26 protein-coding genes are annotated in these 26,105 nt (G+C 52.4%); 10 read left to right on the top strand and 16 right to left on the bottom strand.

The genetic code is table 11. The features are described 5' to 3' along the window. Nucleotides 1-124: 124 nt before the first annotated feature. Nucleotides 125-2,581, top strand: a complete 2,457-nt coding sequence (locus tag GN241_03250; protein XAT56460.1) for a tetratricopeptide repeat protein — start codon at nt 125-127, stop codon at nt 2,579-2,581. Nucleotides 2,582-2,736: 155 nt separating this feature from the next. Here the strand turns inward: GN241_03250 and GN241_03245 are convergent, their stop codons facing one another. The 5 genes from GN241_03245 to GN241_03225 all read right to left on the bottom strand — a co-directional run bounded on the left by GN241_03245 (nt 2,737) and on the right by GN241_03225 (nt 5,783). Continuing rightward, nucleotides 2,737-2,922 carry a Trm112 family protein gene (locus GN241_03245; protein ID XAT56459.1) on the bottom strand — a complete coding sequence of 62 codons (186 nt, stop codon included), beginning with the start codon at nt 2,920-2,922 and terminating at the stop codon, nt 2,737-2,739. Beyond that, nucleotides 2,919-3,557 (bottom strand): ATP-dependent protease, encoded by a 639-nt coding sequence (locus tag GN241_03240; GenBank protein XAT56458.1) that lies wholly within the window; start codon nt 3,555-3,557, stop codon nt 2,919-2,921. The genes GN241_03245 and GN241_03240 overlap by 4 nt, the downstream gene beginning before the upstream one ends. A gap of 26 nt (nt 3,558-3,583) precedes the next feature. After that, nucleotides 3,584-4,498 (bottom strand): tetratricopeptide repeat protein, encoded by a 915-nt coding sequence (locus GN241_03235; protein XAT56457.1) that lies wholly within the window; start codon nt 4,496-4,498, stop codon nt 3,584-3,586. A 53-nt stretch (nt 4,499-4,551) separates the two neighbouring features. Then, nucleotides 4,552-5,340, bottom strand: a complete 789-nt coding sequence (locus tag GN241_03230; protein XAT56456.1) for an exodeoxyribonuclease III — start codon at nt 5,338-5,340, stop codon at nt 4,552-4,554. A gap of 62 nt (nt 5,341-5,402) precedes the next feature. Next, nucleotides 5,403-5,783 (bottom strand): VOC family protein, encoded by a 381-nt coding sequence (locus GN241_03225; GenBank protein XAT59162.1) that lies wholly within the window; start codon nt 5,781-5,783, stop codon nt 5,403-5,405. Nucleotides 5,784-5,871: 88 nt separating this feature from the next. Between GN241_03225 and soxR the strand changes: the two genes are divergently transcribed. Beyond that, nucleotides 5,872-6,336, top strand: coding sequence for a redox-sensitive transcriptional activator SoxR (soxR, locus tag GN241_03220; GenBank protein XAT56455.1), 465 nt, complete (start codon nt 5,872-5,874; stop codon nt 6,334-6,336). Nucleotides 6,337-6,364: 28 nt separating this feature from the next. On the opposite strand, the gene GN241_03215 is transcribed toward soxR, so the two are convergent. After that, complete coding sequence (locus tag GN241_03215) at nt 6,365-7,051, bottom strand: response regulator (protein ID XAT56454.1); 687 nt, start codon at nt 7,049-7,051, stop codon at nt 6,365-6,367. Between the two features lie 196 nt (nt 7,052-7,247). Between GN241_03215 and ribA the strand changes: the two genes are divergently transcribed. Together ribA and GN241_03205 are read left to right on the top strand one after the other, a co-directional pair. Then, nucleotides 7,248-8,339 (top strand): GTP cyclohydrolase II, encoded by a 1,092-nt coding sequence (gene ribA / locus GN241_03210; GenBank protein ID XAT56453.1) that lies wholly within the window; start codon nt 7,248-7,250, stop codon nt 8,337-8,339. A 2-nt stretch (nt 8,340-8,341) separates the two neighbouring features. Next, complete coding sequence (locus GN241_03205; GenBank protein ID XAT59161.1) at nt 8,342-8,836, top strand: L,D-transpeptidase family protein; 495 nt, start codon at nt 8,342-8,344, stop codon at nt 8,834-8,836. Here the strand turns inward: GN241_03205 and GN241_03200 are convergent. The 3 genes from GN241_03200 to GN241_03190 all read right to left on the bottom strand — a co-directional run bounded on the left by GN241_03200 (nt 8,817) and on the right by GN241_03190 (nt 10,747). After that, nucleotides 8,817-9,500, bottom strand: coding sequence for a YggS family pyridoxal phosphate-dependent enzyme (locus GN241_03200; GenBank protein XAT56452.1), 684 nt, complete (start codon nt 9,498-9,500; stop codon nt 8,817-8,819). The genes GN241_03205 and GN241_03200 overlap by 20 nt on opposite strands. A gap of 305 nt (nt 9,501-9,805) precedes the next feature. Next, a complete protein-coding gene (locus GN241_03195; protein ID XAT56451.1) occupies nt 9,806-10,324 on the bottom strand; it encodes a hypothetical protein in 519 nt (172 codons plus the stop codon). A 69-nt stretch (nt 10,325-10,393) separates the two neighbouring features. Then, nucleotides 10,394-10,747 (bottom strand): hypothetical protein, encoded by a 354-nt coding sequence (locus tag GN241_03190; GenBank protein ID XAT56450.1) that lies wholly within the window; start codon nt 10,745-10,747, stop codon nt 10,394-10,396. Nucleotides 10,748-10,894: 147 nt separating this feature from the next. On the opposite strand from GN241_03190, the gene GN241_03185 reads away from it, so the two are divergent. Beyond that, on the top strand, nt 10,895-11,122 hold the full coding sequence (locus tag GN241_03185; GenBank protein ID XAT56449.1) for a tyrosine-type recombinase/integrase: 228 nt from the start codon (nt 10,895-10,897) through the stop codon (nt 11,120-11,122). Between the two features lie 219 nt (nt 11,123-11,341). Here the strand turns inward: GN241_03185 and GN241_03180 are convergent, their stop codons facing one another. Then, nucleotides 11,342-12,388: a hypothetical protein gene (locus tag GN241_03180; protein XAT56448.1), complete on the bottom strand. Its 1,047-nt coding sequence runs from the start codon at nt 12,386-12,388 to the stop codon at nt 11,342-11,344. Between the two features lie 338 nt (nt 12,389-12,726). On the opposite strand from GN241_03180, the gene GN241_03175 reads away from it, so the two are divergent. The 3 genes from GN241_03175 to GN241_03165 are packed head-to-tail and all read left to right on the top strand — an operon-like array spanning nt 12,727 to nt 16,788. Next, the gene (locus GN241_03175; GenBank protein XAT59160.1) at nt 12,727-15,273 is read left to right on the top strand and encodes a leucine--tRNA ligase; all 2,547 of its coding nucleotides are present in this window, start codon (nt 12,727-12,729) and stop codon (nt 15,271-15,273) included. Next, on the top strand, nt 15,260-15,766 hold the full coding sequence (locus GN241_03170) for a hypothetical protein (protein ID XAT56447.1): 507 nt from the start codon (nt 15,260-15,262) through the stop codon (nt 15,764-15,766). The genes GN241_03175 and GN241_03170 overlap by 14 nt, the downstream gene beginning before the upstream one ends. Continuing rightward, a complete protein-coding gene (locus GN241_03165; protein XAT56446.1) occupies nt 15,763-16,788 on the top strand; it encodes a DNA polymerase III subunit delta in 1,026 nt (341 codons plus the stop codon). Before GN241_03170 ends, GN241_03165 begins: the two co-directional genes overlap by 4 nt. 48 nt (nt 16,789-16,836) lie before the next feature. Here the strand turns inward: GN241_03165 and GN241_03160 are convergent, their stop codons facing one another. The 6 genes from GN241_03160 to GN241_03135 all read right to left on the bottom strand — a co-directional run bounded on the left by GN241_03160 (nt 16,837) and on the right by GN241_03135 (nt 22,730). Continuing rightward, nucleotides 16,837-17,262 (bottom strand): F0F1 ATP synthase subunit epsilon, encoded by a 426-nt coding sequence (locus GN241_03160; protein XAT56445.1) that lies wholly within the window; start codon nt 17,260-17,262, stop codon nt 16,837-16,839. Between the two features lie 11 nt (nt 17,263-17,273). Further along, nucleotides 17,274-18,698 carry a F0F1 ATP synthase subunit beta gene (gene atpD, locus GN241_03155; protein ID XAT56444.1) on the bottom strand — a complete coding sequence of 475 codons (1,425 nt, stop codon included), beginning with the start codon at nt 18,696-18,698 and terminating at the stop codon, nt 17,274-17,276. Between the two features lie 17 nt (nt 18,699-18,715). Beyond that, nucleotides 18,716-19,588: a F0F1 ATP synthase subunit gamma gene (locus GN241_03150; GenBank protein XAT56443.1), complete on the bottom strand. Its 873-nt coding sequence runs from the start codon at nt 19,586-19,588 to the stop codon at nt 18,716-18,718. Nucleotides 19,589-19,600: 12 nt separating this feature from the next. After that, nucleotides 19,601-21,139 (bottom strand): F0F1 ATP synthase subunit alpha, encoded by a 1,539-nt coding sequence (locus tag GN241_03145; GenBank protein XAT56442.1) that lies wholly within the window; start codon nt 21,137-21,139, stop codon nt 19,601-19,603. Continuing rightward, nucleotides 21,140-21,700: a F0F1 ATP synthase subunit delta gene (locus GN241_03140; protein ID XAT56441.1), complete on the bottom strand. Its 561-nt coding sequence runs from the start codon at nt 21,698-21,700 to the stop codon at nt 21,140-21,142. 262 nt (nt 21,701-21,962) lie between these two features. Further along, the gene (locus tag GN241_03135) at nt 21,963-22,730 is read right to left on the bottom strand and encodes a methyltransferase domain-containing protein (GenBank protein ID XAT56440.1); all 768 of its coding nucleotides are present in this window, start codon (nt 22,728-22,730) and stop codon (nt 21,963-21,965) included. Nucleotides 22,731-22,792: 62 nt separating this feature from the next. Between GN241_03135 and gloB the strand changes: the two genes are divergently transcribed. After that, the gene (gloB, locus tag GN241_03130) at nt 22,793-23,560 is read left to right on the top strand and encodes a hydroxyacylglutathione hydrolase (GenBank protein XAT56439.1); all 768 of its coding nucleotides are present in this window, start codon (nt 22,793-22,795) and stop codon (nt 23,558-23,560) included. Between the two features lie 152 nt (nt 23,561-23,712). After that, complete coding sequence (gene clpA, locus GN241_03125) at nt 23,713-26,043, top strand: ATP-dependent Clp protease ATP-binding subunit ClpA (GenBank protein XAT56438.1); 2,331 nt, start codon at nt 23,713-23,715, stop codon at nt 26,041-26,043. Nucleotides 26,044-26,105: the final 62 nt, after the last annotated feature.

Raw genomic sequence — 26,105 nt, 5'->3', positions numbered from 1 at the left:
CACAGCCATAATCACTGCAGCTTGAGCCTTGAGGCAAGCATAGATCAAGCTTAACTCTAAGATTGTGGCTTGATTAAAATAATTTATAACTGCCATAGCCCAGCAACCAAACAGCGTGTTTCTTATGACCCAATCTGTGGACAAAACATTGCGCGATGCGGCCGCATTGCACAAAGCCGGCCGCATCGCTGAGGCTGTAAAACTGTATCAAGCGGTGTTAACAAAATTCCCCAAAAACCCGCGCGCATTGAATGCCCTTGCTCAGCTTAAAGCCGTATCAGCCCCTGCAAGGCCAGGGCAAATGCCCCTGGCAGAGTTCAATGCGCTCAAAGAACGGTATCAAAAAGGAAATTTCCTTGACTTGGCAAATCAGGCACAGGGGCTGGCGAATGCTTTTCCAAAAGACAAAGCTTTGCTCAACTTGCTTGGCTCTGTTTTCAACCAATTGAACCAAGCTCAAGCGGCCATCACATTGCTGAGTGGCGCTTTGCGCTTGGATAAGTTTTTTATCGACGCCCGATTCAATCTGGGCATCGCCCACCAAAAAAATCAGGATCTGGAAAACGCGATTGCCTGCTTTCAAAAAGTCGTCGAGCTTGCGCCAAATAACAGCGCGGCGCATTTCAAATTAGCCAATGCCTTTCGGGCAAGTTCCAAATTTGAAAAAGCGATTCTGCATTATAAAAAAACGCTTGCTTTGGAACCGAACCATGCCCCCGCGCATTGCAATTTAGGGCTCTCATTACAGGCAAGCGGCGAGATCGCGCAAGCCATCCGCCAGTATCAAGCAGCGCTTGAAATTGACCCCAAATTTGTTCCAGCGCAGGGTAATTTGGGCACTGCAATGATGGCTCAAGGCGCGTTTGAAAGTGCAATTAACGCATTTTTGAAAACCCTGAAATTGCAACCGGGAAATTATATCACCTTTTTAAACCTTGGCCGCGCCTATAAAGAAAACGGTGATTTCCAAGCTGCCTTTGACGCCTTTAGCAAAGTGATTTCGATGCAACCGGACTTTTCTGAGGCGCATAACGATCTTGGCTTAACGCTTTATGGCCAAGGCAAATTGGAAAACGCGCTTAAAAGCTATCAAAAGGCTGTGGATCTAAATCCAAATTACGCCGATGCCCATAACAATATGGGTGTTGCCCATCAAGAATTGGGCGCAGTGACGCGCGCGATTGAAAGTTATCAAAAAGCCATAGCGATAAACCCGAACCATCTCGTGGCATATGGTCAAAAAATGTTCCAGCAAGCCAGCTTATGCGATTGGAGCGCGTTGCAGCAAGACCGAGCGATGATTGCAACGCTGGGCGTGAACACACCCGATGTTACGCCTTGGAATATGTTGGGGTTTGAAGATCATCCAATGCGCCACTTGCAGCGTTCAAAACTTTTCGCTGAAAAAAAATATAATCGACAACCCCTTGCCGAAACCGCGCGCCCTGCACCGCGCGCTAAACCAGTACGTATCGGATATTTCTCGGCAGATTTTCATGATCATGCAACCATGTATTTGATGGCGGGCGTTTTTGAAAAGCATAGCAAATCAGACTTTGAAATATACGCCTATTCTTATGGGCCAAACACCAATGATTGCATGCGCAAAAGGCTTACAGCCGCCGTGGATAAATTTCACAATGTGCGCCAGTTGAGCGATTTTGACATCGCCGCTTTGGCGCGCGACCATGAAATTGATATAGCGGTCGACCTAAAGGGCTATACGCAAAATACCAGACTTGGCATTTTCGCCTTCAAAGCAGCCCCTATACAGATCAGTTATATCGGGTATCCGGGCAGCCTTGGAGCGCCTTTCATCGACTATATTATTGCCGATCCGGTCGTTATCCCTCGCGCATATGAAAGCGCTTATGCTGAGAAAATTATCTTTTTACCGCATAGCTATCAGGCCAATGATGATATGCGCCCAATCGCAAACACCGTGTATAGCCGATCCCAGCTTGGCTTGCCTGAAGACGCTTTTGTGCTCTGCTGTTTCAACAATTCGTATAAAATAACCCCGCGTGAATTTGACATTTGGATGCGCGTGCTATCGCAAATCGAGGGCAGCGTGCTCTGGCTGCTGGAGGCAAATAAATGGGTCTCGCAGAATTTGCGCAGCGCCGCCCAAGCCCGCGGGATTGATCCAAGCCGTTTGATCTTTGCGCCAAAGCTTGCCCATGACGAACATTTGGCCCGCCATAGCTGCGCGGATCTTTTCATAGATACGTTCAATGTGAACGCCCATACCACGGCCAGCGATGCGCTTTGGGCCGGCCTTCCGCTGGTCACAAAAGCCGGTAAAGGTTTTGCAGCGCGGGTTGCCGCCAGCCTGTTAACCGCCATCGGTTTGCCCGAGCTAATCGTAGAAACCGAGGCGGCCTATGAGGCGCTCATTCTTGATCTGGCACGCTCGCCCCAGCAGCTTCAGGCGGTTACAAAAAAGCTTGCGCAAAACCGCAGAACCAGCCCGTTATTTGATGCAGCGCTGCTTACCAACCATTTGGAAACGGGCTATCGTGCCGCGTATCAGCGCTGGGCTGAACAGAAACCACCCGCGCATATACGCGTTGGCCCCTGAGCTTTGGACAGATCCCGTGCAGGCTTACTTTGAGAGCAACCTAGCGGTTGCACGCGCTTGTCTTGCCGCCAGATAGGCTTGTTCTCATTTTACCGGCGCTTCGATTTCCGCGCCGAACCAGATGCATAATCTCGGCGCGCCGCGCGGCAAAAACCTCACGCCAAAGGCCGCGCTTCATCAAGCAGCAAGACCGGAATACCATCGCGAATTGGATAGGCCACGCCCGCAGCTTTTGACACCAATTCTTGACGATCGGGCAAATATTCAAGCCTTGTATGCGTTTGCGGGCAAACCAAGGCTTCGAGCATCCGCCGATCTGCCTGCGCTGCCGCATCAGTCATTGCAACATCTCATCAGAATTGCCACCGCGCATACTGTATTCAATCAAGGTGATCAGCGTTTCCCGGCGCGTCATCAATGAGGGGGCTTCGAGCAAGGCTTGCTTATCTTCGCTTTCAAACTCAAGCAGCATCGACAAAGAATTGATCAACAATTCATCATCAGCGTCTTTCAAGGTTTCCCAATCCGTCGATAAACCGCGATTTTCAAAGTAACGCTTCAACAGCTTGAAAAACGTTTGCCGTTTAAACCCTGGGTCTTTTTCAGATTTGGCAAGATCACCTTCAAAGCCCGCCCAAGAGGTTTCAAAGCGTCGATAAGGGGTAAACCCGTCTACTTCTGCGCCGATGCGATAGCGCGATACCCCGCTGAGGGTCACCATATAACGGCCATCTTCAGTTTCCGAAAATTGGGTCACGCGGCCGGCACATCCAATCGCTTGCATGCGATCCGAGGCTTTTTTTCCGCGGGGCTGTATCATACCAATCAAGCGATGCGGCGTTTTCAAAACATCTTCGATCATCGCAAGATAGCGTGGCTCAAAAATATGCAAAGGCAAACGCGATCGAGGCAGCAAAAGCGCCCCGGGCAGAGGGAATACAGGTATAATATCGGGAAGATCAGAAGTTTTTGTCATAAGCAAACAGTAGCGCCCGATACCGCTCAGGCAAATATCATCGAGCTTAATTTGCGTCGGCCCGCCAAAACGATCGGATCATTTGGCTTTAATGCATCAAATATGGTGAAAAGCTGCGCACGGGCGGCGCCCTCATTCCACTCAGAATCGCGGCGAAACAGCTCTAAAAGCTCGCTCACAGCCGGTTCAGCCTCACCAGCTGCATAGAGCGCCTGCGCAAAATCTAACCGCGCCTGATGATCATCCGGATTTGCCGCAACAGCGGATCGCAAATCCTCAAGTGGGCCGGCATTTTGACCCTGCTTGGCCAACTCAAGCTGGGCAAAGGCGGCTTCCAATTCAGGGCTCTGCGCAATTTCAGCAGGGGCTCCGTTCAACACAGCTTCTGCCTGGTCCAGATCGCCCAAGGCAATATGAGCACGCACCAAACCGCCATAGGCAGCTGGATTATTTGGCTCTTCCTCCAGAACGGCGGCAAAAGTTTGGGCCGCGTCCTCGGCAGAACCATCAGCCAGCATCTCTTCCGCCGCCTCGATCGCATCGGCCAAACCGCCCCCCGGCGCCCCATCGCCAGCCGCCACCACGCGCTCTACAAATGCTTTCACCTCCGAGGCGGGAACCGCGCCTTGGAAACCATCAATCGGCTGGCCTTTCCAAAACGCATAGACCGTCGGAATTGATTGCACCCGCAGCTGCTCAGACACCATCGGATTTTCGTCAACATTGACTTTTGCCATTTTTACCGCGCCATTGGCGGCTTTCACCGCCTCTTCCAATTGTGGACCCAATGTTTTGCAAGGCCCGCACCATGGTGCCCAAAAATCAACAATCACAGGAATTGTATTGCTGGCCTCGACGACCGCGGTCATGAACTCGCTTTCGCTAACATCAGCAATCACATCAGCCGCTGCCGGCGCGCTGGGTTGTCCTAATTCAAGCATTTGCTACCTCTTTAATTGTCTTAAACGTTTATATGGCGATTATAGCGCGAAATTCAAAGGTCAAAGCTGGCAAAAACCGGCGCATGATCACTGGGTTGCTGCCATCCGCGCACGTCGCGCAGAATTTTTGACGAATGTGCAAGCGGCGCAATATCTTTGCTGGCCCAGATATGATCCAATCTGCGGCCCTTATCCGCTGCGTTCCAATCCTTGGCGCGATACGACCACCAGCTATATAAAAGCCCCTCCGGGATATCTTGGCGGGTGACATCCACCCAATCACCCGCAGCTTGAGTTTCAGCCAGAGCAGCCACTTCTATCGGCGTGTGGCTGACCACTTTCAGCAATTGCTTATGGCTCCAAACATCATCTTCGCGTGGCGCGATGTTTAAATCCCCCACAAGTATTGATTTTTGCGGCTTGGCAGCGCCGAAATAATCACGCAAATCCGCCAGATAATCCAGTTTCTGGCCAAATTTTTCATTCACAATCCGATCTGCAACATCGCCGCCTGCCGGCACATAGACATTATGAATCGTCACCCCGTTTTCCAAACGCCCAGCAATATGACGGGCATGGCCCAATCCTGCGAAATCTTCCCCAGCAGCTTCTTCCATCGGTCGTTTGGACAAAATTGCAACGCCATTATATCCCTTCTGGCCCCGTGCAACCATGTAAGGATAACCAATTTTGGCAAAAACCTCGGCCGGAATTTTCTCAACCGGCGATTTACATTCTTGCAAACACAGCACATCCGGCGCCTCTTCTTGCAGCAGGCGTGCCACCAGATCAACGCGCAGGCGAACAGAATTAATATTCCAAGTGGCAAGCGTAAAAGACATCACAAGGCTCCTTTCAAATGTGCTAGAAGGCCTCTAGCACAGGGCCTGTTGATGCAACAGCGTTATTCAAAGGAATAGCTGACCACTTCATACTCAATGCCATCAAAATCATGAAAATAAAACCGCGACCCTGGTTCATATTCTGCATGGTCACGGGGTGTAAACCCCGCTTTTTTCGCGCGGGATTCGCAGGCCACAAGATCGCGCACGCAGATTCCAATATGATTCAATCCGCCCAAAAAACCATATGGATCAGACGGTGTTTTCTGCCAATCTGCAGGACAATACAGCGCCAGATACTGAGCGTCTGTTCCAACGTGAACCGTATACCCAGTATTTAGCGCCGGGCCCTGCCAGCGTATCCGCCAGCCAAAAACTGCTTGCATCCAAGCCGCGGTTTTTTCAGGGTCAGAAACCGTAATATTCGTATGCTCTAAACTAATATGTTCCACCTTATACCTCGCGCCATAAAAATACCTGATTCCTCGGATAGCGGTTCAACCATGGTTTAAGACAAATGGTTTTTGAAAGATGCAGGAAATTTCTATCCGCTTTTTGGCAAGGCGCACGGGCATTTCTGCCTCGGCATTGCGCTATTATGAAACGCGCGGCCTGTTAAAGCCGCAGCGCAACCGCGCCGGTCAACGGCGCTATCCCCGCTCGGATATCCGGCGCGTTTCAATTGTAATCATAGCCCAAAAATGTGGTTTCCGTCTGCGCGACATCAAAGAGTTGCTTGCAGCTTTGCCACAAAACCGATCTCCAACCGCCGCTGAATGGGCCTTGGTCTCGCAGGCCATGCGGGCCACATTGAATAAAAAAATCCAGCAAGCCACCAACTTACGGGATCAATTGGAAAGCTGCATTGGCTGCGGTTGCCTTTCGATGAACGCCTGCCATTTGCTCAATGCACAGGATCATCTGGCCAATAAAGGGGCCGGTCCAATGCGGCTTGCAATGCAGGCCGCGCCACTACCGGCATCCGATTCGGGTTAAAACCCACCAAACCGCTCGGCCGAATAGATCAGGCCACCAGCTTATATCCGCCCGCCGCTGTCACCAACAGACAGGCCTGCGATGGATCCACTTCAATCTTTTGCCGCAGACGGTAAATATGCGTTTCCAGCGTATGGGTTGTGACGGCCGCATTATAACCCCACACCTCATGCAATAATTTTTCTCGTGGCACGATCACAGCGCCGGCGCGCAGCAGGAATTTTAATATATTGGTTTCCTTTTCAGTCAGTCTGACTTTTTGGCCATCCGCAGCGGTCAAGATCTTATGGGAGGGTTGGAACGCGTAGGGCCCCAGCGTAAAACTTGCATCCTCTGACAACGCATGTTGGCGCAATTGAGCGCGCAAACGGGCCAAAAGCACAGCCATTTTGAAAGGCTTTGTAATGTAATCATTGGCCCCTGAATCCAAACCAAGGATCGTATCCGCATCACCATCATGGCCGGTTAACATCACGATCGGGCATTTCACATTCTGCTTTCGCATCACCTTGCACAGCTCGCGACCATCCGTATCTGGCAACCCAACATCCAGGATAATCAGATCAAAGCTTTTTTGCGCGATATGCTGCAGCGCCTCTTGCCCGTTTGCAGCCTGCGCCACCATGAATTCCTGCGTGACGAGCAGTTGATCTGAAAGGGCATCTCTCAGGTCATCCTCATCCTCAACCAATAAAACCGAACTCACCTGCGTCATTCAAACCATCCTTCTTCTGGCCCTTTAGACATGGGAAACTTTAAATCTTTATGCAAGACTTCTCTCGGGTTGTTCACGCGGACGTGTGGGATTGTGAGGGTTTTGCCGCCAAATCACCCAAAAATGAAACATTGACCCGCTTCTGCGTTTCCAGCACAACCCAAACGAAGCAATGTAAGGGGTTTGCAGGCGCAAAATGAGGGTCGCGTTAACAATCATAGAACAAATAGCGCGTGCGCGCACTGATTTGCGCATGGGCGTGCCCGTGATCTTAAGCGCAGGGCCTGCGCAAACCTTGCTGGTGCCCATCGAAACGCTGAGCCAAGCACGGCTAGATCAGATGATCGCGTCCAAACATCCCCTGCATATGGTGCTGACCAAGCAGCGCGCAGAAACGCTAAAAATTGCCGCCTATGACGGCGATCTGGCGCGGCTTGCGTTGCCTGCAGATCGCAATTTGGCCTGGCTTCGAAGCCTTGCGAACCCGGTCGATGACCTCAGTGTTCCGTTGAAAGGCCCGTTTCAAACTCTGCGCGGGGGAGAGGTTCAACTGGATCGAATTGCGCTGGCTTTGGTAAAATCGGCGCATCTTTTGCCGGCTGCGCTGATGGCCAGCCTTCCCGGATCAATAAGCGGGCCGGATCTTGCGATGCTGACGCGCTTGAACGCCCAGCAAGCCAAACCGTTTTTAGAGGCGCAAAGCGTGTTATCTTCGGTTGCAGCGGCGCACATCCCTACCGCCCCTGCAGCAAACACCCGCTTGCATGTGTTTCGACCTGATGACGGGGGTGAAGAACATTACGGGCTGGAAATCGGTCTTCTTGACCGTGCGCAACCCGTCTTGGTGCGTTTGCATTCGGCGTGTTTTACCGGCGATGTTCTGGGCAGTTTAAAATGCGATTGCGGCCCCCAATTGCAAGGGGCGCTGCAGCAAATGGGGCAAGAGGGCGCGGGCACTTTGCTCTATCTCAATCAAGAGGGGCGCGGCATCGGCCTGACAAACAAATTGCGCGCCTATGCGTTGCAAGATCAGGGCTTTGATACGGTGGAAGCCAATCACCGCTTGGGGTTTGAAGATGATGAGCGTGATTTTCGCCTCGGCGCTTCAATCCTGCGAAAATTGGGCATTTCGCAAATCCGCTTGCTCACCAATAATCCGGCAAAAGTGGCGATGATGGAGCAACAGGGCATCACCGTCGCAGAGCGCGTGCCCTTAAAGCGGGGCGAAAACCCGTTCAACGCAAGCTATCTGTCGACAAAGGCGCATAAATCGGGGCATCTTTTATGAGGGTGCGGCCAACAGATATGGTGCTCACCAAACGCGGCCTGCGGTTTCAGGGGCACTATTACCCTTGCAGCATTGGGCGCAGCGGCGTCAGCGATCGCAAACGCGAAGGCGATGGGGCAACCCCGTCTGGCCGCCATGAAATCATTGGCCTGCTCTATCGCCCTGATAGGTTGGCACCACCAACCGACTGGGCGCGCCCGATTGGCCCAAGCGATCTTTGGTCGGATGATCCAACCGATCAAGACTATAATATGATGGTGCGGGCGCCCTATTCAGGCGGCCATGAAAAGTTGATGCGGGCGGATCCGCTTTATGATCTGATAATCCTCACCAATTGGAACTGGCCCTATGCTGTAAAAGGCCGCGGTTCAGCGATCTTTTTGCACCAATGGCGGCGTCCGCATTATCCGACCGAAGGCTGTATCGGCCTGTCGCGCGCGAATCTGCGCCGCATCGCCAAAGGCCTTAGATTAGGCACTAAGCTGGTGATTGCGTAGCCGCTGGCACCCGGCTGCCAAAAATAGCTGATCCGACGCGGATATGCGTGGCGCCATGGGCAATGGCCAGTTCAAAATCTGCCGACATACCCATCGACAAGCCTGACAAACCGTTGCGCGCCGCCATATCGGCCAAAAGCTGAAAATGGGGGCCGGCCTCTTCTTCAACCGGCGGAATACACATCAGACCGATAATCGGCAAATCAAGCGCGCGACAATCGGCGATAAACGTATCGCAATCGGCGTTTAAAATCCCCGCTTTTTGCGGCTCTGAACCCGTATTAACCTGAATAAACAGCTTTGGACATTGCCCGAGTTCCTGCGCCAATCGGACCAAGGCGGCTGCCAGTTTTGGTCGATCAAGCGAATGTATCACGTCAAATAGCTGCATCGCTTGGCGGGCTTTATTGCTTTGCAATGGCCCCAAGAGGTGCAGATCTATGCCGGGGAACTCAGCGCGGAAATTCGGCCATTTTTGCGCTGCCTCTTGCACTCTATTCTCGCCAAAACACCGATGCCCCTGCGCCAGCACCGCGCGCACGCGCTCCTCGGGTTGCACTTTTGACACGGCGATCAATTCAGGAGGGGTTTGGATGCCCGCCACGGGCGGCGCAACCGCCTCAACCGCGCGTGTGATCCGTTGTTTAATCTGATCCAGGCTCATGCGCTTTTCTCTTCGCTCGTGGTTCATCCTTAATAGGATAGGGTTTTACGGGTGATTTCAACCTGCAACGCTGTTTTAAAACCTAAAGGCGCGCGCAAGATAGCCCGTATAACATGCCGAGCCAAGCTCAAGAGCCACATGCAATCAAACGGCGCATCGCGGCGTTACACAGGCGCCCTGCCGCGCATCACCCCGGGTAGAACCAGCCCGCACATTCAATTGCACCAAAAACTGAAAAGTAGGGCCTCCATACAAAAAAGAGCAGCCTTTGGGCTGCTCTTTCCATCCAAACCAAGTTGTTTAACTTAGAATGAGAATGCTGCTGAAACTTCTGTTTCGTCTTGGTCGTTGCCTTTGGCAACCAGTGTGATACCGCCCAAGTCATAAGTGATTGTTGTCAGCGTTTCGGCTTCATCACCAAACAACCCGTTGTCACCTGTGTCTTTCGCATAGGCAACAGTCAAAGCACCCATTGTGTATGACACTGAAAGCTCGTTTTCACCTGTCACACCTGATGCAGTAGATCCGTCGGCTTCTGAACGCGCTGTCAAAGACAGACCGCCAAAGGACGTTGAGATGCCTGCATAGTGGCTTTCGGATTCATCTGTACCAGCAGACAATACCGTGTCACCTATTGTATAGGTCACTTCGGCGTCATAATCTTGATCGTCTTGGTCATCTACATCATATGATATACCGATTGCACCCATTGTATAGCCAAGAGAAACGGTGTTTACAGTACCTAATGTTGGGTCCTCTCCGTCGTCATCACTCACTTCAAGACCAAGTGAAATTCCGTTTGCGCTATAACCCAAAGTGGTCAAATAGCGGCCTTCAACATCTTCGTCTACTTCGTAACCTGCTGAGAAGCCATTTCCTGCATAAGCGATTTTCTAATCACCCGCTGCTTCATCAAGACCATTGCCGTTGGCTGTTTCCAAGCCACCGAGGTCATTCGCGTCATAAGTGTATGACAAGCCGTTTGAGCTCATTGAGAACGCGCCCAAAGAGTTGCTTCCGCCGCCGTTGGCTGCGCCTGCGTCGCTTGAGCTTGCAGTGTTTTCGTCAATTGTCATGCTTGCTGAGTAAGAAACACCGCCAGCTTCACCTGAACCAGTTACAACGAAATCGAATGTGTCACTGTAGCCGTAGGCAGCGCCTGCTGTGTTTTGCTCACCAAAGTTGCCATATGACAATTTTGCTGAAGCGCTGTAAGATACGTCCGCTGCTGCATAACCTGCAGTCAACGCAATCGCTGTAGTCGCGAGAAGATGATATATCTTTCACGTCAGAGACTATGCAACAATGCTCATCAATGACCGCATATCTGTATTATCGGTCGCCCAGCTGTTCATATGACAGTACTGCTTGCGTATTCTATGCAGGAGTAAGAGATGTTGTCCTTTATAAAGCGTACGCAGCCTACTAATTCAAAGCATAATCGATTGCGCGAGAAGCTCACACTTAATCAGTTCTGGCGTACATTTATTACAAGCCTTGCCGACAAAGGCATAGGCGTACGTGTACTTGCAGAGCTTGCAGGAGATAGCAGTATAGCCGTCACTCAACGCTATATTGATGTTAATGATACTCAGTTAGCTCAAGCAGTAGAGCTTGTCTAATGCGTAAACTCTCACTGCATGCTTTACGCAAGCAGCTACGCAGCGAATATGCGCACGCACAGTGGCTTATAAAGCAGCGAGCTATGCACAAACAACTTACTGGCTGTGAGCTGCGTATAGCAAAGCTCTGTGTAGAACTTGATGCCACTAATGCGTCTGCACAAACAAAAAAAGAGCAGCCCAAAGGCTGCTCTTTCCATCCAAACTAAGTTGTTTAACTTAGAATGAGAATGCTGCTGAAACTTCTGTTTCGTCTTGGTCGTTGCCTTTGGCAACCAGCGTTACGCCACCCAAGTCATAAGTCAATGTTGTCAGCGTTTCGGCTTCATCACCGAATTTGCCTACATCGCCAGTGTCTTTCGCATAAGCAACGGTCAAAGCGCCCATTGTGTACGACACCGAAATCTCATTTTCGGCAGTAGCATACGGAGTAACACCGTCGGCTTTTTTCTTACCGTCTTGCTCACTACGCAAAGTCAAAGACAGGCCAGCTACTGACGTTGTCAAACCAACATAATGTGACTCTACTTCGTCTGTACCTGCTGACAGAACAGTATCGCCCATTGTATAGGTGATTTTTGCATCGTAGTGGTTACCCACTGGATTGTTAGCAGTGGTTGCTTTGTCATCTGAGTCGTATGAAATTGACATCGCGCCCATTGTATAACCAACAGACACTGTATTTACTGTTGAGCCTGCTCCACTACCGTCTGTGTCGGCTGTTTCCAACCCGACTGTTAAGCCCGCGCCAGTGTAGCCTGCACGCACGTAGTAAGGGTTAGTTGACGCTTGATCGCCCTCATAACTTGCTGACAAACCGTTGGCAGAATATGAAAGTTTATAGTCGCCAGCGCCCTCTTCCAAACCGTTTGAGTTATCAGCAACCAGATCGTCGAAGTCATCATCGCCATAGGCAAAGGTGAATCCGCCAGTAGACATTGACATTGTGCCTACAGTATTTGAATCAGCATCTTCGTCAATTGTCATGCTAGCTGTGTAAGCGATTCCACCAGCTTCGCCGGAACCAGAAACAACTACGTCGAATGTTTCAGACCATGCAAAACCAGCACCCGCTTTACCAGAAGCGCCCGCCCCGGTTTGCGTGTGGTCAGATTTGTTTGCACCTAATTTATTTGCACTACCTGCCTTCCACTCTTCACCAAAATTGCCATAGGCAAGTTTAGCTGAAGCTGAGATTGACATTTCCGCTGCTGCATAACCTGCAGTCAACGCAATCGCTGTAGTCGCGAGAAGAATGTTTTTCATCTTTTTTTTCCTCGAAGTTAAAACTTACATAGCCACGCCAATAGCCGGCGCAGCGTATATATTCCTCATGTCGTGTTTCGGGGGTGTTTTGCAAGCTTTGCCATGCGCAGCGGGCAAGAGCGGCTTCAATATGATGCAGGAATGCCACAGTTTGCCAAACCGGCCCAGCGCTGCATGTCGCGATTCTGCGTGCCTTTGCAAGGAACCACGGCCTGAGGCGCAAAGCCAGTAGATACCCGATCAAGCCCTTGCAAGAAAGCCCAGCGCAGCTCTGGACGCTGCGCGCCGAAACCACTATCACCATAACAACCGAAATGCTTGCAAGGAATTCCAAAAAGATGCGCTATGAGGCGGTTGAAATAGAAGCGAAATGGCAACAAAGCTGGGAAGAGGCCGGCGTCTTTACCGCCACGCGCGATCAAAGCAAACCGAAATATTACGTGCTTGAAATGTTTCCCTATCCTTCGGGGCGGATCCATATGGGACATGTGCGCAATTACACGATGGGCGATGTGATTGCCCGCCATAAAATCAGCACCGGGCATAATGTGTTGCACCCGATGGGCTGGGATGCGTTTGGTATGCCGGCTGAAAACGCGGCGATGGCAATAGGCGGCCATCCTAAAGATTGGACTTACAGCAACATTGCCGATATGCGCGCGCAAATGAAACCGCTTGGCCTGTCGATCGACTGGTCGCGCGAATTTGCCACCTGCGATCCGGAATATTATGGGCAACAACAAGCGCTGTTTCTCGATTTTTTGAAGGAAGATCTTGTTTATCGGAAAAACGCCGTGGTCAATTGGGATCCGGTGGATATGACCGTTTTGGCCAATGAACAGGTGGAAAACGGCCGCGGGTGGCGCTCGGGCGCGTTGGTCGAGCGGCGCGAGCTCACGCAGTGGTTTTTCAAAATATCCGAGCATGCCGAAGACCTTTTGCAAGCGATCGATGGGCTGGATGATTGGCCGGCCAAGGTCAAGCTGATGCAATCCAATTGGATCGGGCAATCGCGGGGGTTGGAATTTGCCTTTGATGTGATTGACGGGCCGACCGATCATGCGCAAATTGCCGTTTACACCACGCGCCCGGATACATTGCTTGGCGCATCTTTTGTCGGGATTTCGGCCGATCACCCGCTGGCCCGGCAGCTCGAGGCCTCAAATCCCCAGATTGCGGCCTTCAACAAGGAATGCCGGCAGATGAGCACTTCCGAAGCCGATATGGAAAAAGCCGATAAAAACGGCCTTGATACGGGGCTGCGCGTGCGCCACCCTCTCAACCCTGACTGGACATTGCCCGTTTGGATCGCGAATTTCATCTTGATGGATTACGGCACCGGAGCGATTTTCGCCTGCCCCGCGCATGATCAACGCGATTTGGATTTCGCCCGCAAATATGACCTGCCCGTAATCGATACATTCTTTGCGCTGGATGACGATAGGCCGGTTACAGATCAGGCCTTTGTGCCCCCCAAATCTGAAAAAGTGAAATGGGCAAATCATTTTGCTGGGCTGGATATAGCCACCGGGCAAGAGGCTGTGGATGCCACGATTGCCTTTGCCGAAGCGCAAGGCTGGGGCAAGGGCGTTACCAATTACCGCCTGCGCGATTGGGGCTTGTCTCGCCAGCGGTATTGGGGCTGCCCGATCCCCGTTGTGCATTGCGATGCCTGCGGCGTGGTGCCCGAGAAGAAAGAAAACCTGCCGGTGATCCTGCCCGATGATGTCAGCTTTGACAAACCCGGAAATCCGCTGGATCGCCACCCAACATGGCGCAATTGTGCCTGCCCCGCCTGCGGAAAACCGGCTTTGCGTGAAACCGACACGATGGATACATTCGTTGACTCGTCTTGGTATTTTGCCCGCTTTACCGCGCCGCATGCCGCGCAGCCCACCACGGCCGAAGATATCGCCTATTGGATGAATGTGGATCAATATATTGGTGGCATTGAACACGCGATTTTGCATTTGCTCTATTCCCGTTTCTTTTCACGGGCAATGCAGCTTACCGGGCATTTGCCAAGCCGCGCAAATGTTGAGCCGTTTAATGCGTTGTTCACGCAAGGCATGGTCACGCATGAAATCTATCAGACCCGTGATGGCAAGGGCCGCCCCGTCTATCATCTGCCCGAAGATGTGCGCGATGGAAAATTGGCAGATGGAACCGCTGTAGAAATTATTCCCTCAGCAAAAATGTCAAAGTCAAAGAAAAACGTGGTGGACCCGGTGCATATTATTTCAGCGTATGGCGCGGATACCGCCCGCTGGTTCGTGCTCTCTGACAGCCCGCCGGAACGCGATGTGGAATGGACCGCCAGCGGCGCAGAGGCCGCGCATCGCCATCTTAGCCGCGTTTGGTCGCTGAGTGAAAAGATCGCGCAAATGGATATGGCAGAGGCCGGAAAGGGCGATGAGGACCTGCTACGCGAGATGCATAAAGCCATCCGCGATGTCACGCTGGGTGTGGAATCATTTGGCTTTAACGCGGCGATTGCAAAGCTATACGGCTTTACCAACACGCTGGCCAAATCACAGGCGGGCGGGCGGGCGCAACGCGAGGCGATGCGGATATTGGCGCAGCTCATGGCGCCCATGACCCCGCATCTGGCAGAGGATATCTGGGCCCGGCAAGGCGGCGACGGCTTGGTTGTAAACGCCGCATGGCCGCAGGCGGATGAGGCCATGCTGGTTGAAACCACGCTCACGCTGCCGATACAGATAAACGGCAAGCGGCGGGCCGAAATAACCGTTGCGAAGGATCTCGCAAAAGACAAGATCGAGGCCCTGGCTTTGGCCGAAGAAGCGGTTCAGCGCGCCTTAAACGGGACTGCTCCAAAGAAAATTATTGTGGTGCCGGGGCGTATTGTGAATGTGGTGGTTTAGCCGCAATATCCTTTACAGCGCAAGCCTTTTGATAGGGCTGGCGCTTGCTGGATGTACGCTCGAGCCGCTCTATAAATCGGGATCAGAAACCGCAGATTTTCTACAAAATATCAAGCTTGATGCGCCCAAAGATCGTGACAGCTACGTGCTCTATAACCGCCTTGCAGAGCGGCTAGATGGCGGGCAAGGAACCCGATATCTACTGAGCATTACGCCGCGCAAAAGCGAAGCCAGAGCGGGCATCGCTGCAGATGGGCGAGCGCAACGCAAGATTGTAACCGGCTTTGCTGATTATAGCATTGTTCAAATAACCGATGGAAAAGAAGTGCAATCGGGCAGCGTAAAAGCGTTTACCGGCTATGCACAAAGCGCCTCTAATGTGGCAATTCTCGCCGCGAGCAATGATGCCTATGACCGGCTGATGATCCAGCTGGCCGATAAAATATTGGATGCCCTGATCTTGATCCAGGCCCAGGTCCAGGCCCAGCCATGAAATTGCCCGCGCGCGATATTGCCACATATTGCGCCAAACCCGACCCCAATCGGGCAGGGGTTTTGATCTATGGCGCCGATGCGATGCGCGTAGCGATGCGCCGGCAAAGCATGATCTTGGCGCTGTTAGGCCCCCACGGCAGCGAAGAAATGCGCCTCACACGCCTCTCTGGCGCAGACTTGCGCAAAGACCCGGCCGCCCTGATTGACGCGGTGAAAGCGCAGGGGTTTTTCCCGGGTCAACGGGGGGTATTTTTGGAAGACGCGGCCGATGGGTTGACCAAAACCATCGCAGCCGCTTTGCAGGATTGGCAGCAAGGCGACGCCCAAATTATCGTGACCGCAGGGCAATTGCGGGCCTCTTCAAACTTAAGAAAAACCTTTGAAACGCATCCCAATACCTATGCGATTGCAATTTATGATGATCCGCCCAGCCAAGCTGAAATAGCCGCTGAATTGCAAAAGGCCGGGCTACAAAATCTGGGGGATATCGGCCTGAAAGCGCTTAGCGCTTTGGCGCGCGAATTAGAGCCAGGCGATTTTCGGCAAACGCTTGAAAAGCTTGCGCTTTACAAACTGCATGATGCAACGCCTCTTGGGCTTGAAGATATCCAAAACTGTGCGCCAAATTCCCAAGAAGCTGCGCTAGATGATATTTTATGGGTGGTCAGCGAGGGGCGCGCAGAGGCGATCGGGCCCTTAATGCAGCGCTTAAAATCACAGGGATTGCAGCCCGTAACCTTATGCATAAGCGCGGTGCGGCATTTCAAAATTCTATTCAGCATCGCCAGCGATCCTGCGGGTGCCAGCGCGGGCATTTCAAAGCTTCGGCCACCTATCTTCGGCCCACGGCGAGACCGCTTTCAACGCAACGCGGCGCGCTGGACCCTGTCTAAATCCAAAATGGCGCTTCAAACTTTAACCGACCTTGATCTGCAATTGCGCTCGGCCAATCAACACGCGCCCGCTTTAGAGCTTGTTGAGCGCAGCCTCATCCGGCTGGCCATGGCAGTCCAAAAATAAAAAGGCCCGCCAAAAGCGAGCCCTTAACACTTATACGATATCGAAAACTTAGCGGGTGCCTGATAATCCCATTTGATCACCAACAGCCACCATATCCGACAGCATTTTAGCGGCATCATCAACAGGGCCGGGCTCGTTTACAAACGCTTCCTGCGCCTTCCCATAGGCAGATTTGGCCTCTTCAACCAAGGCCTCAAAGCCCTCTTGAGTCAGCTCAGCACTAAGCACCGCTTTTTCGGCCAGAACCGACACGCTTTCGCCGATTTCAGCAAAGCCGCCCGTGACAACATATTCCTCGCTACCGGCTGCGGTTTGAACCCGCAAAATACCGGGGCGCAAAGACGTGATCACCGGCGCATGACCCGGCATCGCCATCATATCCCCATCCGAGCCTGGAATCAAAACCGCTTCCACTTGCTGAGACGATAATAGCTTTTCTGGACTTACCAGATCAAATTGCATCGTATTCGCCATAAGAGGCTCCTTTAAGCCGCGCTTGCAGCCAGTTTTTCGGCCTTAGCGATTACTTCATCGATGCCACCAACCATATAAAATGCTGCTTCTGGAAGATGATCATATTCGCCAGCGACAACAGCCTTGAAAGAGGCAATGGTTTCGTCCAAAGGCACCTGAACACCATCAGAGCCCGTAAACACTTTCGCCACGTCAAAGGGCTGCGACAAGAAACGCTCGAGCTTACGCGCCCGGGTCACCGTCAGTTTATCATCTTCGCTCAATTCATCCATGCCCAAAATCGCGATGATATCTTGCAATGATTTATAACGCTGCAGCACCTGCTGCACATCAGTCGCAACGGCGTAATGCTCTTCACCGATGATCATCGGATCAAGCAAGCGTGATGTCGACCCCAGAGGATCCACCGCTGGATAAATACCTTTTTCCGAAATCGCACGATCCAAAACTGTGGTCGCATCCAAATGCGCGAAAGAGGTGGCCGGCGCGGGGTCAGTCAAGTCATCCGCGGGCACATAGACCGCTTGCACTGAGGTGATTGAGCCCGATTTCGTCGAGGCGATGCGCTCTTGCATCGCACCCATATCGGTCGCCAATGTGGGCTGATATCCCACCGCTGACGGGATCCGACCCAAAAGCGCAGACACCTCAGAACCCGCTTGCGTAAAGCGGAAAATATTATCAACGAAGAACAGCACATCAGATCCCGTATCGTCGCGAAACTGCTCGGCCAAAGTCAGACCAGATAAGGCAATCCGCATCCGCGCTCCGGGAGGCTCGTTCATCTGACCATAAACCAACGCGATTTTTGACTCTTCGAGATTGTCGGGCACAATCACGCCCGATTCAATCATCTCATGATACAGGTCGTTGCCTTCACGCGTCCGCTCGCCCACACCGGCAAAAACCGACACACCCGAGTGCACTTTGGCGATGTTATTGATCAATTCCATGATCAAAACGGTTTTGCCAACGCCGGCACCGCCGAACAGACCAATTTTCCCACCTTTTGTATAGGGGGCTAGAAGGTCAATCACTTTGATCCCAGTGACCAAAATTTCGGTTTCTGTAGATTGCTGGTCAAAATCCGGCGCATCGCCATGGATCCCGCGCGTTCCGGTTGATTTCACAGGCCCCTGCTCATCGACCGGATCCCCCGTTACGTTCAAAATCCGGCCCAATGTTCCATTGCCAACGGGCACTTGAATGGTGCCGCCTGTGTCAGTCACTTGCTGTCCACGCACCAATCCTTCGGTCGCATCCATCGCGATCGCCCGCACAGTGTTTTCACCCAAATGCTGCGCAACTTCTAAAACCAGATTTTTACCGTTATTGTCCGTGGTCATCGCGTTCAAGATTGGCGGTAAGTCTTCGCCAAATTGAACGTCGACAACGGCGCCGATCACCTGGGTGATTTTGCCTTTTGAGTTTGCCATAATTTCGTCTCCGGTCTTTAGAGCGCTTCTGCGCCCGAGATAATTTCAATAAGTTCATTGGTGATCACGGCTTGGCGTGACCGGTTAAACTCGATGGTAAGTTTGTCGATCATATCGCCTGCATTGCGCGTGGCGTTATCCATTGCTGACATGCGCGCGCCTTGCTCGGACGCACCATTTTCAAGCAAAGCGGAAAAAATCTGCGTTGCTACGCCGCGCGGAAGAAGGTCGCTTAAAATCGCTTCTTCGCTGGGTTCGTAATCATAAACCGTGCTATCCGCTTCGGCTTCTTCCTCAAACGCGGCTGGAATAACCTGCAGTGCTGTCGGCACTTGCGTCACCACATTTACGAATTTTGAATAGAAGAGCGTTGCAACATCAAACTCTCCGGCATCAAAGCGAATAACCAAATCGCGCGCGATGGCTTGGGCATCGCTATAGCCAACCCGTTTCACCTCGGTCAGATCAACATGGTCAATAAACGCAGCGCCAAATTCACGTTTCAACTGATCACGACCCTTTTTGCCCACTGTCAGGATTTTTACGGTTTTTCCCGCCTCCTGAAGCTTTGCGATATGGGTCCGCGCGCGTTTCGCAATGTTGGAATTGAATCCCCCACACAAGCCCCGCTCTGCGGTCATCACAACCAGCAAATGCACCCGATCTTCGCCCGTACCACGCAACAATTTTGGCGCGCCCTCGCTTTTGCCGACAGACGCTGCCAAACTCGATAAAACACCCATAAATCGCTCGGCATAAGGGCGCGATTGCTCGGCACTTTCCTGCGCCCGTCGCAGCTTTGCAGCTGCGACCATCTGCATGGCTTTGGTGATCTTCCGCGTATTTTTAACGCTGGAGATGCGGTTTTTAAGATCTTTTAGATTTGCCATCTAGCAGATCTCCTACGCGAAATCGGCGGCGAACTCATCAAGAGCAGCTTTGATTCTATCTTGGGCTTCGCCTTTGATCTTTGGATCCTCATCGGTGATGAAGGCCAATAGATCTGCATGCTTGCCGCGCAAATGCGCCAAAAGCCCTTTTTCAAAGCGACTAACATCGCCCACGCTGATCCCATCTAAATAGCCATTAGTTCCCGCGAAAATCACGCAGACAATCTCGGCATTGGTCAAGGGTGCATATTGGGGCTGCTTCATCAGCTCTGTCAGGCGCGCGCCACGGTTCAGCAATTGCTGCGTGGCCACGTCAAGATCCGAGCCAAACTGGGCAAAGGCTGCCATTTCGCGATATTGCGCCAATTCCAGCTTGACTGGGCCGGCGACTGTTTTCATCGCTGAGGTTTGCGCCGAAGATCCAACGCGTGACACCGATAGACCCGTGTTCACCGCGGGGCGGATGCCCTGATAAAACAGTTCGGTTTCCAAAAAGATCTGGCCATCCGTGATCGAAATCACGTTGGTTGGAATAAAGGCTGACACGTCGCCGCCTTGCGTTTCAATTACCGGCAGCGCCGTCAAAGACCCCGCACCATTGTCTTCGTTCAGCTTTGCAGAGCGCTCGAGCAGACGTGAATGCAAATAGAAAACATCGCCCGGATAGGCTTCACGTCCGGGTGGACGGCGCAGCAGCAATGACATTTGGCGATAGGCCACAGCCTGTTTGGACAAATCATCATAAATGATCAGCGCATGGCGGCCATTATCGCGAAAATGCTCGGCCATAGCTGTGGCTGAATAAGGCGCCAAAAATTGCAAAGGTGCCGGGTCCGACGCGGTCGCCGCAACCACGATTGAATAGGCCATCGCACCGGCTTCTTCCAGTTTCTTCACCAATTGGGCAACCGTTGAACGCTTTTGACCCACGGCCACATAGACGCAATACAATTTCTTGCTTTCGTCGTCGCCAGCCGCTTCATTATAGGATTTCTGGTTCAAGATCGTGTCCAGCGCAATCGCCGTTTTACCGGTTTGGCGATCGCCAATGATCAACTCACGCTGGCCGCGGCCAATCGGGATCATCGCGTCAACAGATTTCAGACCCGTGGCCATCGGCTCATGCACCGATTTACGCGGGATAATACCCGGCGCCTTCACATCCGCAACGCCCCGCGTTTTGGTTGCGATCGGCCCTTTGCCATCCAACGGGTTGCCGAGACCGTCAACCACGCGGCCCAAAAGCGCGTCACCAACGGGAACATCCACGATTGATTTGGTGCGCTTGACGGTATCGCCTTCAACAATATCGCGGTCAGATCCGAAAATAACCACGCCCACATTATCGGCTTCTAAGTTTAATGCCATGCCTTGGATGCCGCCGGGAAATTCAACCATTTCGCCCGCTTGCACATTATCAAGACCATGAACCCGTGCGATGCCATCTCCAACAGAGAGCACGCGCCCCACTTCTGCCACTTCGGCCTCTTGACCAAAGTTTTTAATCTGCTCTTTGAGAATTGCAGATATCTCGGCTGCTTGGATACCCATTTATCCGACCTCTTTCATTACGTTCTGAAGGGCGTTAAGTTTGGACCTGATCGACGTATCGATCATCTTAGATCCCACCTTAACAATTAAACCGCCGATAAGATCTTTATCGACAGCAGCATTAATTTTCACATCCTTGCCAATCTGCGCTTTTATCGCGGCAGTCAACTTGTCGGTTTGCGTTTTGGTAAGCGCTTTGGCGGATGTCACATCCGCCGTTTCTTCGCCCTTTTGCTCAGCAATCAGCGCGCGCAACTGGCCAATCAAGGCCGGCACAACAAACAAACGCCGCTTGCTGGCCATCAAAGCCAAGGTGTTTGACAGATCCTCCGACAGCCCCAATTTCGCGGCCACAGCCCCTATCGCCTGACCCTGCGCCCCACGGCTCAACAAGGGCGATTTGAGCATCGCGTTCAAATCCGCGCTCACATCAAGCGCCTCGGATAAAACATCAATGTTTTTTTCAAGCTCAGCGACTTGATCCGCCTCTTGAGCGATTTCGAAAACTGCCAACGCATAACGGGCAGCGATGCTGGACGTAAAAGAAGCTGGTTCGGACACTGTTATCCTTCCACTGTCAGGCCAGATCAGACCTCGCATCACGCGATCATCACTAAGCGTTAGAAGATCTGCGCAAAGCAAATCAATAAAATCGGGGCACGTTTAGCAGAGCCTTCAGCGCCTAGCAACCTCCCTTATTACATTTCCCAAGGTCAAAAAATTCAATAAAAACAAAGTGTTTTTTAAAAACACAAGCTATTGCCTATTTTTAAGCCAAAAAAATCACACCGTGATATCGAAAAACACGATTCCTCAGCCAAACTCAGCAGCCTTCTTTCGCCCGTTCTAAGGCCGGTTTCGGATCAGCGGCACGCAACCCTTCTAGAACGCGCAAGGGTCGGGCGCGCAAGGCGGGGGTTTTCAGCCCCGGCAGTGGCGGCGTGCGCGTTGAAACTTCCAGCATCAATACGCCGCCGGCAAGCCGCGGCAGGCGATTGCCAATACGTTCAAGAAACGGTCCCATTTTTTGCCAACTGCGCCGATTGGAGGGGATCTGAAACAGAGCAGCCGAGGCTTTTTGCGGCAAAAACCCGTGAAGCCGCAACTGTGTTTCCAGCTGGCTGGTGCTGTAAGGCCTGCCAAACCCCATTGGCGTTTTGTCACTGCGCGACCACAATCCGGCCCGGTTGGGCACGATAAAAAGCGCCCGCCCACCCGGCCCCAAAACACGGTAAGCTTCTTGTAACACGGTATTGGCATCCTCGCTGGTTTCTAATCCGTGTAAAACGATCAACCGATCCACATGCCCCGTTTCAAGCGGCCAAAACCGCTCGTCGGTCAGAACCGATACGTTCTGTGACGGGTTGGGCCAAGCCAGCACCCCCTGAGGGCCTGGCATTAAGGCAATCACGCGGCGCGCCTGGGGCAAAAAGGGCCGTAATAAAGGGGTTGCGAACCCAAAGCCGGCAATGGTTTGGCCGCTCAGATCTGGCCAAAACTGCAAAACTTTATTGCGCAATGCGCGCTGCGCGGCGCGGCCAAGCGGCTCACGATAATAAAAGTTTCGAAGATCTTGTACATCAAGATGCATTGCACCGACCTCTCGGATACGCCAAACTTAGATCAGTGTAGCAAGTGAAAGAAGGATTGCCTATGCCATATGAGCTGATAACCATCCCCTGCCGATCGGATAATTACGCGTTCCTTTTGCGCGATCACGCCAGTGGTGAAACGCTTCTGGTTGATGTGCCCGCCGCAGCCCCAATCCTTGCAACCTTGACAGAAAAAGCGTGGTCTCTCACGCATATTCTATTAACGCACCATCACGATGATCATGTTGCGGGCTTGGCAGATGTTTTGGCTGCGCATCCGGCGCAAGTGATCGGAGCCGCCGCGGATCAACATAGATTGCCCAGCTTGAACCGAGCGGTTGTCGCGGGGGATACGCTTGCTATCGGATCGCAAAGGGGGCGCGTGATGGATGTGCCCGGGCACACGGTGGGGCATATCGCGGTTTATTTCGAAGCGGCCAAGTTACTCTTCTCTGCTGACAGTCTGATGGCACTGGGTTGCGGCCGCTTATTTGAAGGGACGGCAGAGCAAATGTGGCAAAGCTTGGATGCGATGCGCAACCTGCCGGCAGACACGCTGGTATGCTCGGGGCATGAATACACGCTGGCCAACGCGAAATTTGCAATCACTATAGAACCGCAAAATACGGATTTGATCAAACGCCATGCAGATACGATCGCGGCCAATCAACAGGGCAAGCCAACGGTTCCTTCGCGTCTATCCCTAGAGCGCGCCACCAATCCATTCTTAAGGCCTGAAAGCCCCGAGATCCGAGAGCGGTTGCAAATGCCCGGCGCCAGCAATGCGAAGGTTTTTGCCGAGATCCGGCGTCTAAAAGATAAGTTTTAGTTATTAAATTCGCTATGAAAACGGGAAAAATGAACAAACTGGCACAGTTTTCGCAAAAAAAGACTTGAAGCCGCAAAAATAACGACCACACTTTAAGATAAAGCAATCATGTTGGGGTCGACCCTCGACGCAACTTAACAGGAGCACCCAACGTGCCTTCATTTTCAACCACGCTCGAACAGGCAATCCACGCAGCTCTTGGCTTAGCAAATAAGCGATCGCATGAATTTGCAACGCTTGAGCATTTGCTCTTGGCGTTGATGGATGAGCAAGACGCAGCGCGGGTGTTGCGCGCCTGCGACGTGGATACAGAAGAGTTGCGTGAAACCTTGGTTGAATTCATCGAGACCGATCTGGCATCTTTGGTGACCGAAGTGGAAGGATCAGAGGCGGTGCCCACTGCTGCATTCCAGCGGGTAATCCAACGCGCTGCGATCCATGTACAATCGTCGGGCCGCACCGAAGTGACCGGCGCAAACGTCTTGGTTGCGATCTTTGCTGAACGCGAATCCAACGCCGCCTATTTTCTGCAAGATCAGGAAATGACGCGCTATGATGCGGTTAATTTCATCGCGCATGGCGTGGCCAAAGACCCCAATTTTGGCGAGGCGCGGCCCGTCTCTGGCTCACCCGAATTCGAAGAGGAAACCAATGCGCCTGAAAACGTAAAAGAAGAAGAAAAGAAAGAATCGGCGCTGGCCAAATATTGCGTTGATTTGAACGCCAAAGCAGGAGAGGGCGATATTGACCCGCTGATTGGCCGCAGCCATGAGGTTGAGCGCTGCGTGCAGGTTCTGTGCCGTCGGCGCAAAAACAACCCGCTTTTGGTCGGCGATCCCGGCGTGGGCAAAACGGCCATCGCCGAAGGCCTGGCCCGCAAAGTGGTTTCCGGGGAAACCCCGCAAGTTTTGGCCAACACCACGATCTTTTCGCTTGATATGGGCGCCTTACTGGCCGGAACCCGCTATCGTGGCGATTTTGAAGAACGCCTCAAAGCGGTGATGAATGAATTGGAAAGCCATCCGGATGCGGTCTTGTTCATTGATGAAATCCACACCGTGATTGGCGCAGGTGCCACCTCGGGTGGCGCTATGGATGCCTCAAACCTGTTGAAGCCCGCGCTGCAAGGTGGAAAATTGCGCACAATGGGTTCGACCACTTACAAAGAATACCGCCAACATTTTGAAAAGGATCGTGCGCTCAGCCGCCGCTTCCAAAAAATTGATGTAAATGAACCCAGTGTCGATGATGCGGTGAAAATTTTACAAGGTATCAAAGGCTATTTTGAAGAGCATCATAGCATCAAATATACCGGTGATGCGATCAAATCAGCGGTTGAGCTGTCAGCGCGCTATATCAATGATCGCAAGCTACCAGACAAAGCCATTGACGTGATTGATGAAGCCGGCGCCGCGCAGCATTTGGTTGCAGAAAGCAAGCGGCGCAAAACCATAGGGATCAAAGAAATCGAAGCGGTGGTGGCGAAAATTGCGCGTATTCCACCCAAAAATGTCAGCAAAGACGATGCTCTGGTGCTGAAAGATCTTGAAACCAGCTTGAAACGGGTGGTCTTCGGGCAGGATCCGGCGATTGACGCGCTGGCCTCAGCAATAAAACTTGCGCGGGCCGGATTGAGAGAGCCGGAAAAACCCATAGGCAGCTATTTATTCGCCGGGCCTACCGGTGTTGGGAAAACAGAAGTTGCCAAACAACTGGCCGATAGCCTTGGCGTCGAGATGCTGCGCTTTGACATGTCCGAATATATGGAAAAACACGCGGTCAGCCGGTTGATCGGCGCGCCTCCGGGTTATGTTGGGTTTGATCAGGGCGGGCAATTGACGGACGGGATTGACCAACATCCACATTGCGTTTTGCTGTTGGATGAGATCGAAAAAGCCCATCCGGACGTATATAATGTGCTGTTGCAAGTGATGGATCACGGCACTCTCACAGACCATAATGGCCGCTCGGTTGATTTTCGCAACGTGATTTTGATTATGACCTCGAATGCCGGTGCGGCTGAACAGGCGAAATCGGCGATCGGATTTAACCGCGACCGCCGCGAAGGCGAAGACACTGCCGCGATTGAACGGCAGTTTACGCCCGAATTTCGCAACCGGTTGGATGCTGTGATAAGCTTTGCACCATTGCCGAAACCCGTCACCATGCAGATTGTTGAAAAGTTTGTTCTGCAACTTGAAGCGCAATTGATGGACCGGCATGTCTCAATCGAAATCACTGAAGCCGCCGCCGAATGGCTTGCAGATAAAGGCTATGATGAAAAGATGGGTGCCCGCCCATTGGCCCGGGTGATCCAAGAGCATATCAAAAAGCCTCTGGCCGAAGAATTGCTCTTTGGAAAGCTGGCCAAGGGCGGCTTGGTGAAGGTTGGCGTGCGCAAAGGCGAATTGCATCTTAAATTGGAAGGGCCGCAAAATCCGCGCCTGACAAATAATAAGCCGCCTTTGCTGACCGCAGATTAAAACAGCGCGCATCTGACCGGCGGGTTCAAAAGCGGCCGGTTATGCTGCCAAAGGCCCAAGGG

It is taken from the genome of Rhodobacteraceae bacterium IMCC1335 (assembly GCA_039640495.1).
In the GTDB taxonomy this organism is placed as follows: Bacteria; Pseudomonadota; Alphaproteobacteria; order Rhodobacterales; family Rhodobacteraceae; genus Thalassovivens.
Note: the sequence above shows the minus strand (reverse complement) of the source record. Positions and strands in the feature narration are given on the sequence as shown.

Bases quoted from the DNA above. Each gene is read 5' to 3' on its own strand.
- GN241_03200 (XAT56452.1), bottom strand. From the start codon at position 9,500: ATGAGCCTGGATCAGATTAAACAACGGATCACACGCGCGGTTGAGGCG.
- GN241_03245 (XAT56459.1), bottom strand. From the start codon at position 2,922: ATGACTGATGCGGCAGCGCAGGCAGATCGGCGGATGCTCGAAGCCTTG.
- GN241_03250 (XAT56460.1), top strand. From the start codon at position 125: ATGACCCAATCTGTGGACAAAACATTGCGCGATGCGGCCGCATTGCAC.
- GN241_03175 (XAT59160.1), top strand. From the start codon at position 12,727: ATGCGCTATGAGGCGGTTGAAATAGAAGCGAAATGGCAACAAAGCTGG.
- atpD (XAT56444.1), bottom strand. From the start codon at position 18,698: ATGGCAAACTCAAAAGGCAAAATCACCCAGGTGATCGGCGCCGTTGTC.
- GN241_03215 (XAT56454.1), bottom strand. From the start codon at position 7,051: ATGACGCAGGTGAGTTCGGTTTTATTGGTTGAGGATGAGGATGACCTG.
- GN241_03165 (XAT56446.1), top strand. From the start codon at position 15,763: ATGAAATTGCCCGCGCGCGATATTGCCACATATTGCGCCAAACCCGAC.
- GN241_03235 (XAT56457.1), bottom strand. From the start codon at position 4,498: ATGCTTGAATTAGGACAACCCAGCGCGCCGGCAGCGGCTGATGTGATT.
- GN241_03230 (XAT56456.1), bottom strand. From the start codon at position 5,340: ATGTCTTTTACGCTTGCCACTTGGAATATTAATTCTGTTCGCCTGCGC.
- GN241_03145 (XAT56442.1), bottom strand. From the start codon at position 21,139: ATGGGTATCCAAGCAGCCGAGATATCTGCAATTCTCAAAGAGCAGATT.
- GN241_03160 (XAT56445.1), bottom strand. From the start codon at position 17,262: ATGGCGAATACGATGCAATTTGATCTGGTAAGTCCAGAAAAGCTATTA.
- GN241_03185 (XAT56449.1), top strand. From the start codon at position 10,895: ATGTTGTCCTTTATAAAGCGTACGCAGCCTACTAATTCAAAGCATAAT.
- GN241_03150 (XAT56443.1), bottom strand. From the start codon at position 19,588: ATGGCAAATCTAAAAGATCTTAAAAACCGCATCTCCAGCGTTAAAAAT.
- soxR (XAT56455.1), top strand. From the start codon at position 5,872: ATGCAGGAAATTTCTATCCGCTTTTTGGCAAGGCGCACGGGCATTTCT.
- GN241_03240 (XAT56458.1), bottom strand. From the start codon at position 3,557: ATGACAAAAACTTCTGATCTTCCCGATATTATACCTGTATTCCCTCTG.
- GN241_03170 (XAT56447.1), top strand. From the start codon at position 15,260: ATGTGGTGGTTTAGCCGCAATATCCTTTACAGCGCAAGCCTTTTGATA.
- GN241_03180 (XAT56448.1), bottom strand. From the start codon at position 12,388: ATGAAAAACATTCTTCTCGCGACTACAGCGATTGCGTTGACTGCAGGT.
- ribA (XAT56453.1), top strand. From the start codon at position 7,248: ATGAGGGTCGCGTTAACAATCATAGAACAAATAGCGCGTGCGCGCACT.
- GN241_03135 (XAT56440.1), bottom strand. From the start codon at position 22,730: ATGCATCTTGATGTACAAGATCTTCGAAACTTTTATTATCGTGAGCCG.
- gloB (XAT56439.1), top strand. From the start codon at position 22,793: ATGCCATATGAGCTGATAACCATCCCCTGCCGATCGGATAATTACGCG.